14 protein-coding genes are annotated in these 14,418 nt (G+C 50.7%); 8 read left to right on the forward strand and 6 right to left on the reverse strand.

Features of this window, described 5'->3' with window-relative positions; translation table 11 throughout:
* The 5 genes from KGI06_01085 to pdhA all read right to left on the reverse strand — a co-directional run.
* Positions 1–3,368: hypothetical protein (locus tag KGI06_01085; GenBank protein ID MDE1870816.1), on the reverse strand; the 3,368-nt coding region annotated here is incomplete at its 3' end.
* Between the two features lie 202 nt (positions 3,369–3,570).
* Positions 3,571–4,941 carry a dihydrolipoyl dehydrogenase gene (lpdA, locus tag KGI06_01090; protein MDE1870817.1) on the reverse strand — a complete coding sequence of 457 codons (1,371 nt, stop codon included), beginning with the start codon at positions 4,939–4,941 and terminating at the stop codon, positions 3,571–3,573.
* Positions 4,942–4,950: 9 nt separating this feature from the next.
* Positions 4,951–6,192, reverse strand: a complete 1,242-nt coding sequence (locus tag KGI06_01095) for a 2-oxo acid dehydrogenase subunit E2 (GenBank protein ID MDE1870818.1) — start codon at positions 6,190–6,192, stop codon at positions 4,951–4,953.
* A 4-nt stretch (positions 6,193–6,196) separates the two neighbouring features.
* Positions 6,197–7,150: an alpha-ketoacid dehydrogenase subunit beta gene (locus KGI06_01100; protein ID MDE1870819.1), complete on the reverse strand. Its 954-nt coding sequence runs from the start codon at positions 7,148–7,150 to the stop codon at positions 6,197–6,199.
* A 24-nt stretch (positions 7,151–7,174) separates the two neighbouring features.
* Positions 7,175–8,200 carry a pyruvate dehydrogenase (acetyl-transferring) E1 component subunit alpha gene (gene pdhA / locus KGI06_01105; protein ID MDE1870820.1) on the reverse strand — a complete coding sequence of 342 codons (1,026 nt, stop codon included), beginning with the start codon at positions 8,198–8,200 and terminating at the stop codon, positions 7,175–7,177.
* A gap of 150 nt (positions 8,201–8,350) precedes the next feature.
* Here pdhA and KGI06_01110 point away from each other — a divergent pair, with 150 nt between their 5' ends.
* The 8 genes from KGI06_01110 (at position 8,351) to KGI06_01145 (ending at position 13,726) form a co-directional block, all read left to right on the forward strand.
* Positions 8,351–8,533, forward strand: coding sequence for a hypothetical protein (locus KGI06_01110; protein MDE1870821.1), 183 nt, complete (start codon positions 8,351–8,353; stop codon positions 8,531–8,533).
* 31 nt (positions 8,534–8,564) lie between these two features.
* Complete coding sequence (locus tag KGI06_01115; protein MDE1870822.1) at positions 8,565–9,050, forward strand: hypothetical protein; 486 nt, start codon at positions 8,565–8,567, stop codon at positions 9,048–9,050.
* A gap of 146 nt (positions 9,051–9,196) precedes the next feature.
* Positions 9,197–9,622: a transposase gene (locus KGI06_01120; protein ID MDE1870823.1), complete on the forward strand. Its 426-nt coding sequence runs from the start codon at positions 9,197–9,199 to the stop codon at positions 9,620–9,622.
* The gene (locus KGI06_01125) at positions 9,619–9,933 is read left to right on the forward strand and encodes a hypothetical protein (protein MDE1870824.1); all 315 of its coding nucleotides are present in this window, start codon (positions 9,619–9,621) and stop codon (positions 9,931–9,933) included. Before KGI06_01120 ends, KGI06_01125 begins: the two co-directional genes overlap by 4 nt.
* A 9-nt stretch (positions 9,934–9,942) precedes the next feature.
* Positions 9,943–10,716 (forward strand): NAD(+)/NADH kinase, encoded by a 774-nt coding sequence (locus KGI06_01130; GenBank protein MDE1870825.1) that lies wholly within the window; start codon positions 9,943–9,945, stop codon positions 10,714–10,716.
* 39 nt (positions 10,717–10,755) lie between these two features.
* A complete protein-coding gene (locus KGI06_01135) occupies positions 10,756–11,805 on the forward strand; it encodes a DUF763 domain-containing protein (GenBank protein ID MDE1870826.1) in 1,050 nt (349 codons plus the stop codon).
* Between the two features lie 70 nt (positions 11,806–11,875).
* Positions 11,876–12,751: a winged helix-turn-helix transcriptional regulator gene (locus KGI06_01140; protein ID MDE1870827.1), complete on the forward strand. Its 876-nt coding sequence runs from the start codon at positions 11,876–11,878 to the stop codon at positions 12,749–12,751.
* A 102-nt stretch (positions 12,752–12,853) separates the two neighbouring features.
* The gene (locus KGI06_01145; GenBank protein MDE1870828.1) at positions 12,854–13,726 is read left to right on the forward strand and encodes a polyprenyl synthetase family protein; all 873 of its coding nucleotides are present in this window, start codon (positions 12,854–12,856) and stop codon (positions 13,724–13,726) included.
* A gap of 2 nt (positions 13,727–13,728) precedes the next feature.
* Here KGI06_01145 and KGI06_01150 read toward each other — a convergent pair whose 3' ends face one another.
* Complete coding sequence (locus KGI06_01150) at positions 13,729–14,415, reverse strand: ubiquinone/menaquinone biosynthesis methyltransferase (protein ID MDE1870829.1); 687 nt, start codon at positions 14,413–14,415, stop codon at positions 13,729–13,731.
* Between the last annotated feature and the right edge of the window lie 3 nt (positions 14,416–14,418).

Consider the following 14,418-nt stretch of genomic DNA (forward strand, 5'->3'; position numbering starts at 1 on the left):
CAGGCCTGCGTTTGCCCTTCCATGCTGCCGTATGAGACACTTTGGCCACAGTTGCCCCAGTTGTCAAAAAGATAACCGCTGCTTGCGGCTGTGTTTCCTGTTTGTATTTCCATACCCACATAGACAGTATTAAGCGATGTAATTTTTACGTCAGATATGAATGGAGGTGTGAATCCGTTGTTGGTTATTATGCCGCCATAACCTCCTGAGGAGTATGTTATTCCGTTGTTCTGGGACAGCGATGCCGGTGTTATCTGGTTGTATGCTGCGCTGATTGATGTCCCTTCGAAGTTGTCGTAAAACGTCGTGAAGACGTTCGCACCGTTGTCGTATTGGGCGTATGTCGATGAGAGTTGTGGTGCCTCTCCAGTCATCGTGTTGCTGAAGAGGTTTGTTCCAATCTGCGCGAAACCCATAAAAATTGTTACGTTTGTATGCGCTTGTATTCCTGTCTGGTCACTTCCTATTCCGAGTATCGAGTTTGTCAACTTTACCCAGTAGATCGTTCCTGTTGATGTGTTGGTGTTGTTGCTTTCGAGCCACGATGGGATTACGGCGCCTGTCATGTTGAAGAATTCGACGTTGTCTAAGTTTCCTGATTCTATAGAAGTATAATTCATGCTGTTTACTGTTATCATTTCCTGGAATGGCGACTGTGTTGCTGATCCCTGTGCGTTGTTTATCGTTATTGGAATGTATGTCACGATTCCCGAAGGCGTAATCACGTTGCTGATCATTATTGTCTCTGTTTTTATTGAGTTTACTTTTACGGATTTGCTGTCGGTGACGGTTAGATTGACCTGTATCGTGTTGCCGTCCATCTGGGCGTTTGTCTTGAACGTGAACGTGTTGGTTGTTGAAGATACTCCGGTGTACAGTGCGTTTGCGATTGTTGTGCCTGTTATTGTGTTAACCGCGATCCAGTTGTAGGTGTATGGAGGGGATAATGCCCTCATTGATGAGGTAAATGAAAGTATGGTGTTTGCGTTGCCGTATATTACCTGATGGCCCGTCGGAGTTATTGTTGGCATTACTGGCGTGTTCGTTGTACCGAATGTAACTGATGGCATTATGGCATTTGGAGGGAATGCCCTGATCCTTAGCCACTGAACTGATAATATTCCTGGATTGCTACCGAATGTACCTAATGCAACATATTCTTTCGATGGTAGTGCATAGTTTGTGTTTGTACCATGGTGCGCAGTATAATTATAATACCATGTTTGAGAAGAAGATGAATTCCAAGTGCCACCCATTACACCGTAACCAATTATAAGATGAGGTGCATTGTTGCAGTTAAGGGATGACATAGAACCTATATCTACACTACAACCATGACCGGAAAATTGATACCCACCATTTGAGATTGTGTTGCCGCTCTGTATTTCCATACCCGCAACCCCAGATGTACCAGTTACGTAGGAATCCGTGATAAACGGCGGTATAAATCCATTGTTTGTTATTATACCTGTCTCGACGTATCCGCCGTTTGTAGACAGTATAAAGCCATTGTTTTGAGAAATGTGTGAAGATGCTATTATGTTGTATGTTGAACTGCTTACAGTATTACCAGCAAAATCGTCGTAGAATGTGGTAAATACATTTGCACCTGTGTCATATTGCGCGTATGTCGATGAGAGTTGTGGTGCCTCTCCAGTCATCGTGTTGCTGAAGAGGTTCGTTGTAAGCGAGGCAAACCCCATATACACTGTTGCATTCCCATTTGGTAGTATGCTATTCATATCGCTGCTTCGTCCTAGTATGGAATTGGTAAGCTTAAGCCAGTAGATTGTTCCTGTGGATGTGTTGGTGTTGTTGCTTTCCAGCCATGAGGGTATTATGCTGCCTGACTGGTTGAAGAATTCGATGTTCTGCAGGTTCTTTGATTCTACCGATGTGTAATTCGAGCTATTGAACACTATCATCTGCTGGAATGGCGATGGGACATTGCCATTTTGAGCGTTGTTTATTGTTATCGGTATGTAAGACACGATGTTTTGTGGAGTAGAGTATATTGTTACTGTTGCGCTTTTCACGGAATTTGCAGTTACCAGATTGGCATCGGTCACTATGACATTGACCTGTATCGTGTTGCCAATTGTCTGTGTGTTCGGGGTAAATGCGAATGAATCAGACATTGTTATTACGTTTGTGTAAAGCTGGTTTGCTATTATTGCACCCGTGACTGAATTCGTTACAATCCAGTTGTACGTGTATGGAGGGGTTCCTCCCGAAAAAGATGTTGTTGCGGTGAACGCTTGCCCTCCAAAGACTGCGCCCTCGTTTGCATTAACGCTTATTGTCGGAGTTGAAATTGTATTTGACCCGAAAGCAATAGTAGGCATGATGCCGTTTGGCGGATATGTACGTGTCCTAATCCAATAGTATATCTCATTCATGGTTTCTCCAGTAAACCCATTATCGAATCTGTCCCCGAATCTTATTGGTGCACTAGCGAGATGATTCGTATATGTCACGGTGTAAAGGGTGGAGTAATCAGGATTATCGTAGTTATCCGTTACGGAATATTGATTGTCCTTTATCTGCCATATGAAATAAGCGTGCAATGAATGTCCGGAACCTGAAATTTCTGTGTAACCGCTTGTCGGCTCGTTGTAGTACCATGTGCTGCCCCATGGATTCCCTACAGTACACATGTCAAACGCGTTGCTTGTGCTTGCAAATACCCCGAAACTCTGGCAGTTGCCTGGCCCGGTAATGAAATAGACGAACCCCTCGAGGACTGCTGGCTGGATGAAATTAGATGTACTCAGTATCCTTGTATTCGTATTTAGAAGATAGAAACCATTGTTCACCGCATAGTCAGTACCGCTGGTCCCGCTTGCTGCATTCCAGCTAGAATCTAGCGTATTTCCTGCGAAATTATCGTAGAATGTGAACACGTTTGCGCCGTTGTCGTACTGGGCATAACTAGATGTCAGCTGCGGCGCTTCACCTGTAAGGTAGTTGTTCATTAGGTTGTTAGATGGCGTTGGCACATTCCCTGCAAAGCCGAGATATATTACATTCTCATTTGTCATTCCGGTATTTGCTGAAAGGAAGGTATTGGTAGCAGGAGACCTAAACCAAAATGCAACGCTGTTGGATTCATAGAGCTGGTTCCCTGGCGTCAAAATGTTTGCGGTATTGCCTTCTATCCATGATGGTATTATAGTTCCGTTTGCGTAGAACAATTCCGTGTTGTTGAGGGAATTGGTTTCATACAGCTGGAATTCCAGCGCGTTGATCGTGAACATTATGGGTGTGTTTGGAGCTACAGCTGCATTCTGGTTGTTGGTAAGTATTATTGTGTTATATGTGACTACATTGCTTGGTGTTATTACAGAGTACGCCTTTTGCATCAGCATAATGAGCAAAACTGCAAATGAAAGCCATAATAGCTGTTTAATATTCCTCTTAAAGAAGGTCATCAGCTACAATACGCTGCTAATGTTTAAATTATTTTATGTAAATGGCATTATATACAGTAAAATACCAATTTGCTATCTGTTTAGGTATTTTTGCGTTTTTGCCGCATTTCGCTGCGTTTTGTGATGCTTAATACCCATTTTACCTCTGCTTCTTCCCGTAAAAGAAGTGTATCGGTCTTCCCAACGCCGCTTCAGCGGCTTCCTGGATTGCCTCGCTGTATGTTGGATGCGGGTGTATCGTATCTGCTATGTCCTCGAGGTTGGCGCCCATTTCTATGGCTAATGCCGCCTCGGCTATCATGGAGCTCGCCTCGCTGGAGACTATCTCGATCCCCTTTATGGTATTGGCATCGTCGTACGCTATCTTTGCAAAGCCGTTCGTGGTGTCAAGGGCGATGCTCCTGCCAAGAGCGGTAAGCGGGAATTTCGTTACCTTGATGCCGTTGCCTTCCTCTATAGTTCCTGCAATTGCTATCTCAGGATCCGAGAATATCACGGCAGGCACTACGACGTTGTCATACGATGAATTATTTCCGGATGCGACTTCAGCTGCCACTACCCCCTGGCGCATCGCCTTGTGTGCAAGCATAGGCTCGCCAATCACGTCGCCTACTGCCAGTATGCTCGGCTCCACTGTCCTCATTGCGCTGTCAACCTTTATGAAGCCCTTTCCGTCAAGCTGCACCTTCGTGTTTTCAAGGCCCAGCTCGGAAGTGTACGGCCTGAGCCCTATGGCCACGACTATCACGCTTGCATCTATCCTGCTTTTGTCGCTCAGGGTAACAGAGGTGCTGTCATGTGATACCGGAGTTACGCCGGTGTATATGGAAACTCCCAGGTCCTGCATTCGCTTCTTGACCAGGCCGACCGCGTCCCTGTCGAACCTGGAGAGCACGTCGCTCCTTGCTATTATGCTTACCTTGCTGCCCATCTTCGCGTAAAGGGTGCCTATCTCTACGGCTACGTACCCAGCGCCTATTATCGCCATTGATTTTGGTATATGGTCAAGCAGGAGCGCTTGCTTGTAATCGATTACGTTGTCCCTGAAATCGAATCCCTTCATCTGCGTAGGCTCGGATCCCGTGGCTATTATCGCGTTCCTGAAGTCAAGGGACATGCCGTTGGTGAGTTGCAATGTGTTGTTGGACACGAACGTGGCCGTGCCCTTGAGCACGTCGATCTGATTTGACTTGCAGAGGAATGCAACGCCATCCTCAAGCTTCTTGGACACGGAGATGCGCCACTCAAGCATCTTCTTAGCATCGAGCGTGAGCTTGCCCTCTATCCCGAACTTCTGTGAGTGCTGCGCCTCGTAGAATATGTCTGATATCTTTATCAGCGTCTTCGATGGTATGCACGCATAGTTAAGGCAGTGCCCGCCGAGCTTGTGCTTCTCGACAAGGGCGACGCTCTTTCCAAGCTCAGAAGCCCTTATCGCTGCAACGTAGCCGCCCACTCCTCCCCCTACAATCGCGACATCTACCTGCTCAGGAAGGGATCCCATAACCATTCAATCACGTCAAAGCATCTCAAGCAAGTCCGGGTCCTCGAGGTATTTTATGAGCGCGTTCCCGAACCTAACCGCCTCTGCTCCATCGACAACCCTGTGGTCGAATACAAGGGAGAATGGCATCACCTTGCCGACCTTCACCATGCCTTCATCAACCACCGGCCTGTCGCTCACCTTTGCGATTCCGAGTATCGCAACGTTCGGATAGTTTATTATGGGAACAGCGAGGAATCCGCCGCCAAGGCTCCCTATGTTCGTTATCGTGAACGTGCTGTCCTGCATCTCCTCGATGGTTATCGTCCTCTTCGTTACTTTCTCGTGAAGATCCTGTATCTCCTTTGATATCTGCGCTATCGTCTTCCTGTCAGCTTCCTTTATCACGACAACCTTCAACCCGTCGGGAGCCTCTGCTGCAAGCCCTATGTTGAAGTAGTTCTTCCTTATTATTTCCAGGCGCTCGTGGTCGTAGCTTGCGTTGAAGTTCGGGTTTTCCTTTATCGCAGCTATCGTAGCCTTTATTATGAACGGAAGGAATGTCAGGTGTATGCTCATGTCCTTCGCAAGCACCGGCTTCTCCCTTGCAACGAGGTCGTAAAGCCTCGTAGCGTTTATCAGGTCCATGTGCGTCGCCATAGGTATCGTCCATGCGATTTCCATGTTCCTTGCTATCGCCTTCCTTGTCATCGACATGGGTATTCGCTCTATCTCATCCTTGTGCTGCTCCTCCAGGGTTTCTGAGAACTTCAGGACGGTCTTTTGCGCAGAAGTGCCTTTCGCGGCGTGATTCCTGACGTCGTTTTCAAGCACCCTTCCGTTTGGTCCGGTTCCAGCAACAGTTGACAGGTCCACGCCCATGTCCCTGGCTATTTTCCTCACATAAGGCGTTGCCAGCACCTCCTTTGGATGCTGCACCTCTTCGCGGTGCGCATGCTGCTCCTGCTGCCCCTGCCCTGCCTGCTGCATTTTGGGGGCTGGCTGCTGCTGGGGTTTTTGGCTTGCAGCTGCGGACGAAAGCTCATCCTTTGTGCCTATCTGCGCAATCAGATCCCCAACGTGTACTATGGCGCCCTCCTTTGCCACTATCCTCAGCGTGCCGTCTATCGGCGCGGGCACGTTCACTACCGCCTTGTCAGTCTCCACCTGCAGTATGGACTCATCCTCGCTGACCTCGTCGCCGTCATTTACTAGCCATTTCTGGATGTGGCCTTCCGTTATGCCCTCGCCCACATCTATGAATCTTATCTCCTTCATCGCATCACGCCTGGAGCACCCTGTCTATGGCCTTGGATATCTTTGCCGCATTCGGGACATAATACTGCTCGTATCCCGGGAACGGATACGGGAAGCTCGGGGACCCTACCCTGACTACCGGAGCCGAGAGCTCGAATATCGCCTTTTCGGCTATTCTGGCTGCGATTTCCGCGCCAACCCCGAAGCTCAGCTCAGCCTCGTGCACTATGACCACCCTGCCGGTCTTCTTCGCGCTGTCTATTATAGTTTTCTCGTCAATCGGGTTTATCGTCCTCAGGTCTATTATATCGGCTGATACGCCTTTCTTGCTAACCACATCCTTGACAATGGGCACCATGGTGCCGTATGTTACAACGGTAAGCTTGTCGCCCTCGCTCACAATACCGGCCTTTCCTATCGGCACCTCGTAGGGCTCCTCCGGAACCTCCTGCTTGAACAGCCTGTACAGCTTCGTGGGTTCGAGGAACACGACAGGATCGTCAAGGCGCGACGCCCTTATCAGCAAGCCCTTTGCATCGTAGGGATTGGATGGCTCGACTACGATTAGGCCGCCTATGTGCGAATAGTAAGCTTCCGGGCTGTCGGAGTGGTGCTCAAGGGTCCTCACACCCCCGCTAACAGGAGTCCTCACCACCATTGGCACAGTGTGCTTGGACCTTGTCCTGCTCCTGTACCTTGCAGCATGGTTTATCAATTGATCGAAACCCATGTACATGAAGCCTGCAAACTGTATTTCCGGCATGGGCCTCATCCCCCCGAGGGCCATGCCTATTGACGCACCTATTATCACGGATTCCGCAAGCGGCGTATCGACCACCCTTCTTGGCCCGAACCTCTCCTGGAGCCCGTCAGTCACCCTGAAAACGCCGCCGTCCTTGCCCACGTCCTCTCCGAGGATTATGGACCTGTCGTTTTCCTTCAGTATGGTGCCGAGGGCATCGTTCAGCGCGCCAACCATATTAGTAAGCATTTAATCATCCACCTATTCGCTCATGTAGAATCCCGAGCTTTCCGCTTCCTCAAGCTCCTCCTTGAGTGTATCAGGCATGTAGCTGTAGACGTGCTCGAATATGCTCTTCGGATCCGGCTTGAACCCCTCTGCCTTCTCCACGGCTGCGTCTATCGCCTTCTTGTGCTCCTCGATCATTCCCTTCTCAAGATCCTCGCTCCAGAGCCCCTTCCTCGCAAGGTAAAGCTTGAGCCTGTTTATCGGGTCCTTCATCTTCCACTGCGCGACCTCCTCCTCGCTCCTGTACTTGGTTGGGTCATCTGCCGTTGTGTGCATGCTCATCCTGTAGGTAACGCATTCTATGAGCGATGGCCCTTCCTTGGATCGCGCAAGCGCGTCCGATACGGCCTTGTACACCCCGATCGCGTCATTCCCGTCGACCTGCACAGAATCGATCCCGGCTGCGAACCCCTTCTGCGCGAGCGTCTGCGCAGCGCTCTGCTCGGACCTGGGCACGGATATCGCCCACTGGTTGTTCTCTATTATTGTTACCAAAGGTATCTTCGAGACTCCGGCGAAGTTGAGCGTCTCGTAGAAGTCCCCTTCCGATGTCCCGCCGTCGCCCACGTAGGTTATCACCGCGGAATCGCTTCCGTTGTACTTCTGCGCGTATGCCAGCCCTGCCGCATGCGGCATCTGTGAGGCAACAGGTACTATGTACGGCAGGCCTTTTACTTCAGCAGGTATCGCGCTGCCCTCCTCGTAGCCCTTCCAGTAAAGGAATAGCAGCTCAAGGGGCATGCCCCTTGCTATGAATACGCCATGCTGCCTGAAGTTCGGCACGAAATAATCGTTTGCGCGCATTGCCATCGCGCTGCCTATCTGGGTGGCCTCCTCGCCGAGCAGCGGGGCGTACGTCACGGCCCTTCCCTGCCTCTGCAGGCTCAGCGTCTTTGCGTCCAGCGCCCTGGCGAAAGACATGTTCTTGTACATTTCAACTATAGCAGGATCCTTTATGTCCGGAAAAAGAGTGTTGTCCACCTGCCCCAGCTCGTCCATAACCTGAAGGTAATTCACGCTGCCGTTGAATACGCGCTTGAGCAAAACAAACACCTACACTATATAATAGTCAATTAATATATTTTTATGCCTGCCTAAAAGATGCGATAGGAATTAATAACCTTGTTGAGCATCTCTATTGGTAATTACTTGGGCAATAGGGCAAAATCATACCTGGCAATCCTGATGGGGGTGATAATTGCCGTGGTTGACATAATATGGATATACCAGAGCAGCTACGTCACCATATGGGTGATAGAGGGCGCAATCATACTGGTTGCGGACCTGGCATGGATATATCTGGACTACAGCCTCATGAAAGGGGGGAAGTAGAAATCTGTTGCGATTAGAGTTGGTGTATCTTATGAATGCGGGAATAGCTGTCTTGATAGTGGTGATTGTGTTGCTGGCTGCCGTTGGTGCGTATTACGTGGCAACCGGCTACGGGAAAAGCAACAATACCTATACTTCTACTGTTCAGTCCTCGGGCAATTCAGGCCAGAACGGAAGTCAGTATTCCGTGAGGATAATGAGCAGCGCGTCTGCAGGAAATTATCTTGCGAACGGTAGCGGATTTACGCTTTATTACTACAAGAGGGACACACAGGGCAGCGGGACCAGCGCCTGCACCGGAGGATGCACATCCGCATGGCACCCGTTCTATACAAGCCCGCTGACTTTGCAGCCAGGGCTTGGCGCGTCCAATTTCAGCACGATAACAAGGAGCGACGGCACGAAGCAGCTCGCATATGACGGATGGCCGCTGTACCATTTCACAGGGGACACCGCGCCCGGGGAGCTCAACGGCGAGGGCTATTCGGGTGTTTGGTACGCAGTCCAGGCCCCGTGACATTGCCGTACCTCATGAAGCCAGGGCCGTGATTTGCAGCATTGAAAGATTTATCCTCATGGGCGTAAAACCCACGCCATTTATGGGTGGGATATAAGCTAACCGCAACATAAATAAATGTTAACGATGTAATGACTATGGTCACGATGGAAAAGGCATACAAGTTTAGGGCGTATCCTTCAAAGGAGCAACAGCATGTAATCAACATGCAGATGTTCCTCGCAAAGCAACTCTACAATGTGCCCATCGAAAAATCAAAACAGCATTTCAAGGATACTGGAAAGATCTTTACGCAATACGACATGAACAAATGGATAACTCAACTCAAAAAGAAGAACCCAGAATTTCAGGAAATATATTCACAAGTATTGCAGAATGTTTCAAACAGGGTTGCAAAGGCATACCAGAACTTTTTCTCACGGCTCCGGGCAAGGAAGAAAGGGAAGAAAGTAAAAGTCGGATTTCCACGTTTCAAAAAGTTTGTATCTTCGTTGACATATCCTCAAAACAATAAGTCATTCGTAATAGAAAAGAAAAGAGTAGAGCAATGTAGTGATAACGTGAGATCGTGAAGGCCTCCTACGTGATTTTGGTCGTGCTGTTCATAGCGATAATGCTCGCAGTGGCGGTGTTTGCCATAGGCGCTGCGGGAAGGAAGTCACAGCGTCCGACAACAATCAGCTACAGCACCACCACGCTCAACACAACTGTTACGACAGCCAGCACCATAGGGCAGAGCAGCTCATCCACCGCAACAACCTCGCAGTCGTCCACGTACTATTCTTCCTCGTCCGTATACTCCGTATCTACGGCCACAACAAGCGGCTTTACAACGACGATTATAGCTGGGTCTTCGACTTCTACATCCACGATATTCTCCTGATGGTATGGAATGAGGATAACAATAGTCAAAAAGGACGGCAAGGCCAGGCTGCGCAAGCTGTATGACAGCTTCGATGTGGTCAAGTCCGGCGACATATACGTTGCGGTAGGGGGAGATGGCACCTTCATAAAGGCGGCGCAGATGACTGACAAGCCGGTGCTTTTGATAAGGGAGGATAGCAACGGGAGCATAGGCTACCATTCAGACCTCGGCCTGAAGGACCTGGACAGGATAGTGAGGAAGCTCAAGGCAGGGGAGTACCACATAGAGCACCTTTCAAACAAGATAGAGATAATATACAACGGAAAACACTATTACGTGATAAACGAGGCAAGGCTGAACAACATAATGGAGGAGGTAAGCTTCAAGGTCTTCGAAAGGATGGGCAAAAAGAGGATAAGGATATACCCGTTCGTGATGAGCGGCGACGGGCTGGTGATCACGAGCAAGATGGGATCAACAGCATACAACAGATCCGCGGGGGGCCCGATAATACTAACGCCAAACGTGCTGTGCCTCACATTCCTAAATGCGGATGGCCCGTACAACAACCCGCTTGTCTTTGACTCGAGCAAGGAGATAGAGATAGAGATCGTGAAATACGAGGGCATTCTCGGATTCGACAACCAGAGGATATCCATGCTGCGCAAGGGGGACAGGTTCGTGGTAAGGCTCTCCGAAAAGAGGATAAGCGCAGTAAGGCTGAACGGCAACGAGGAGAGCTTCGCCGACAAGCTTGAAAGGAAGATGAGGAGCAGGATGGTAAGGGATTTCAAGGAATGAGCATGCTAAATTTTTAATAGCATGATGCGTAATTATAGCATGCGATCGATCACGGAGCTGCCGCTGCACGGCGGCAGGGCCCCCAAATGGCTGTTCGGAAGGATGGTGAAGCTGTCAAGGGCAATCTCATGCGTGATAATGGACGACTTCGGCGCGGAAGAGATGGTGAGGCGCATAGCCGACCCTAACTGGTTCCAGGCCCTTTCCTGCGCCATAGGCTACGACTGGCACAGCAGCGGCACTACAACAGTGACAATGGGCGCACTGAAGGAGGCGGTAAACGACTCGGGAGAACTATACATAGCAGGAGGAAAGGGCAGGGCGGGGCTGAAAACGCCTGATGATATATTGCAGGGAGCCGACTGTCTGTCAATGCCCGGGATGGCAGTGGAGCTGCAGGAGAAGAGCAGGATAGCTGCGAAGGTTGACTCCTCGCTCGTTTACGACGACATAGGGATATACCACCATACGATGGCGTTCTGCAGGAGCGGCAAATGGGCGGTTGTGCAGCAGGGAATGTCCAAGAAGAGCAACATGGCCGTGAGGTTCCAGTGGCTCAGCGAGTTCGTGGACGATAAGGACGTAGCAAACGAGCCGCATTCCTCAGTTTCTTCGGTGCGGCACAGGAGCAGCATGGACCTGACAAGCAAGAGCAACGACTGGGTCAGGGGCTCATCGACAGAGGCGCTCGGGGAATACAACAGAATGCTTTCGAAGTCCTACCCCCAAAGGCATGGCATAATCGCCAAGATAGACATGAGCAAGAGGGCAAGGGACGCGATAGCAAGGGCGAATGACATAGACCCGAAGGACTACAAGGAGATAATGCTGGTCAGGGGCGTAGGTAGGGCGACCCTGAGATCGCTTGCATTCGTCTCGTCGCTCATATACGGCAGGGAGATAGCGTACAGGGACCCTGTCATGTACGCCTATAACCTTGGGGGGAAGGACGGCATACCGTTCAGGATAAACAGGGGCACATACGACGGCGTGTGCAGGAGCCTGCAGGAGATAATAGAGAACTCGAAGATCGAGAACGGGGAGAAATACAAGGCGCTCAAGAGGCTAAGCAGGGAAATATCGCCGTAAAAACCTATGAAAAACCTACATTTCGGAAAAGCGCTTTATATGTATATGCCACATAAGCTACTGTGCTTAAATGAGCAAGACGCTTGAGACCAAGAGACGCATACTCAGCCTCCTGAAGAGGAAGGAGATGACCATAAGCGGCATAAGCGAGATCCTGGGCCTCTCAACGGCTACCATAAGCCAGCACATGGACGAGCTGGTCAGGGCTGGAGCCATAGAGAGGATAGAGAACGAGCATTTCAGGAAGCTCAAGTACTACAGGGCAGTTCAGACCGCCAACCCGATGACTTCGGAATACGTGAAGTACGTAATAGGGGTAGTCGCGGTGCTTGCAATAATATCGATGGTGTACCTTTACCGCACCGATTCCCTCAACGGCAGCGCGCCTGGGAGAGGCACCACAGCCATAGAAACAAACAGCTCCTTTACGACCACGACAGGCGGCGCGGCAGGAACAGGAGCACCGGTTGTGAGCTCGGCCGCATGCCCGATGATGTACTACCAGCTCAACGGCAGCATATACAATTATTCGAACATGACACTGCATTACATAAATTCAAGCGGCGGCGCGGTTTCCGATTACGTGATGATGAACGGCTCCTCGGGCAGCCTTTACGGAGTCGAGCACCTCTACCGGGTCCTGCAGCAGGGCAATTCAACGGCAGTGAGGGACCATTACGCATATCTCGTGAACGTCAGCGGCTCCGGCGGCATGGGCTCTTCGGCGCCGGGAATAAACGTAAGCGTCGAGCCCGTGAACTTCAGCGTGGTTGACAACAGCACGATCAACGTCACAATAGGCATTGCAGCAAACAGCACTGCAGGCGGGACATACTGGCTCAGGGTGGACGGGCCGTGCGGCGGGGGAGTCACCCCTGTGCTAGTCACCATAGGAAGCAGGCAGTACAACGGCAGCATTGGGCCTCCGGTATCCACAATAGAATAGCATCGCGCAGCGTTACCCTTAAAATTATATAGGTTTATTCCCATTAGTTAAATCTGCGCCGCCCGGTTGCCGAACCGATTGCAGGCTGCAGGCAATGATTAAATGAGGGTACATAAAAATTTCAATTCGCACCTGCCAGTCGGGATAAGGCAGCGCATTTACAAGACTATGCGCAGGATAAAATCGTTCCGCGATTCGGATTTCATAACAAGGGATCTGTATTACCCATCAACCCACCTGCTTGGGAAGGAGGGCAAGCTGCTGAGGCCCGCGCTTCTCTTCCTGGGCGCGCAGTCCATAGGCAGCAGGGAGGATTTCACTGACCTTGCGGCTGCGATAGAGCTCCTGCACGTGTCCTCGCTGATACACGATGACATAATAGACAACAGCAGGACCAGGAGAGGGGCAAAATCCGTAAACACAAAGTACGGGAACAGCACCGCGCTGCTTGCGGGCAACGCGCTCATATCAAAGGCAATACAGCTTTCTGCCAAATACGGCGAGAGGGTGATGATGGAGGTATCGGACACGGCATTGCAGATGTGCGCGGGGGAGCTGATGGATTACAACGCCAACGGCTCCGGCGCTCTCGGCCTGTCCCGCTGCCTGAGCATAGCAAGGCTGAAGACGGCTGCGCTGATAGGGACCTCATGCGGAATAGTTGCAACATACAAGGGCAGCAAGGCCAGGGCCGCGCTCTACGACTGCGGTGTGAACATAGGCATGGCGTTCCAGATAAGGGATGACATACTCGACATCCTTGAGGACGGCAAGGCGGACAGGAAAGGCCCTCACGGCGCAAACATAGTTACCGCATTGCAGAAAACGGAGGGGCTGGATGACATGGAGGCGCTGCGGAGGGCGGCAAAACTGAACAGCAGCTATGTGAGCAAGGCGCTCTCCAGCGTCAGGGGCAATAGGATGGAGAGGCTCATCAGGCCTTATGCAGGCATGATGGAAGTGCAGGTCGGCTGATCCTACTTTGTTGCGGTTATTATGAATGCGACACCAGTGGGCAATTCCCTGATTTTCACAGCGCTGAAGCCGTTCCTTTCAAGGAGGCTTGCCGCGTTCTCCCTGTCGAAGCCCCTTATGCTCTTAACAAGGAACGAATAGGCGTTCCTGTCCACGAGCATGCCCTCGAGAAGCATTACCCTCGAATAGAACTTGAAGAAGTATTTATTGAAGCCGCGCTCGGGCCTGGACATGTCCATGAGTATTATCCTGCCGCCCTTCTTCAGCACCCTGTGCGCCTCCTTTACGAATCCCTCCAGGCTGTCAAAATCCCTGAGTGCGAACCCGCTTGTAAGCACGTCGAAGGAATCGCCCTTGAACCTCAGATCAAGCGCGTCGCCGAGCTCGAACCTTATTGGAATTTTTTGCCTTTCTGCCTTTTTCCTTGCGATCCCCAGCATGTCCTTGTTGAAGTCCACGCCGATAATTTCAGCCTCCTTTCCCTGCCTTTCCGACTCGCGCCTTATGGCCATTGCAAGTTCCCCGGTGCCAGTCGCAACGTCAAGAACCCTGTACCGGCTCTTTGCAACTACAGCCTCCTTTGCCGCATCGGACCTCCATATGCCATCCATGCCAAGGCTCAGCATGCGGTTCATGAAGTCGTACTTCTTGTGTATGTCCGAAAACAGCTCGTTCATCTCCTTGCTCATTGC

The sequence above is a fragment of the Candidatus Micrarchaeota archaeon genome (genome assembly GCA_028866575.1).
Lineage (GTDB): Archaea > Micrarchaeota > Micrarchaeia > Micrarchaeales > Micrarchaeaceae > UBA12276.

Excerpts from the sequence above, each read along its gene's own strand:
- lpdA (MDE1870817.1), bottom strand. The coding sequence starts at position 4,941 with ATGGTTATGGGATCCCTTCCTGAGCAGGTAGATGTCGCGATTGTAGGG.
- KGI06_01095 (MDE1870818.1), bottom strand. The coding sequence starts at position 6,192 with ATGAAGGAGATAAGATTCATAGATGTGGGCGAGGGCATAACGGAAGGC.
- KGI06_01100 (MDE1870819.1), bottom strand. The coding sequence starts at position 7,150 with ATGGTTGGCGCGCTGAACGATGCCCTCGGCACCATACTGAAGGAAAAC.
- pdhA (MDE1870820.1), bottom strand. The coding sequence starts at position 8,200 with ATGGACGAGCTGGGGCAGGTGGACAACACTCTTTTTCCGGACATAAAG.
- KGI06_01115 (MDE1870822.1), top strand. The coding sequence starts at position 8,565 with ATGAATGCGGGAATAGCTGTCTTGATAGTGGTGATTGTGTTGCTGGCT.
- KGI06_01120 (MDE1870823.1), top strand. The coding sequence starts at position 9,197 with ATGGAAAAGGCATACAAGTTTAGGGCGTATCCTTCAAAGGAGCAACAG.
- KGI06_01130 (MDE1870825.1), top strand. The coding sequence starts at position 9,943 with ATGAGGATAACAATAGTCAAAAAGGACGGCAAGGCCAGGCTGCGCAAG.
- KGI06_01135 (MDE1870826.1), top strand. The coding sequence starts at position 10,756 with ATGCGATCGATCACGGAGCTGCCGCTGCACGGCGGCAGGGCCCCCAAA.
- KGI06_01140 (MDE1870827.1), top strand. The coding sequence starts at position 11,876 with ATGAGCAAGACGCTTGAGACCAAGAGACGCATACTCAGCCTCCTGAAG.
- KGI06_01145 (MDE1870828.1), top strand. The coding sequence starts at position 12,854 with ATGAGGGTACATAAAAATTTCAATTCGCACCTGCCAGTCGGGATAAGG.
- KGI06_01150 (MDE1870829.1), bottom strand. The coding sequence starts at position 14,415 with ATGAGCAAGGAGATGAACGAGCTGTTTTCGGACATACACAAGAAGTAC.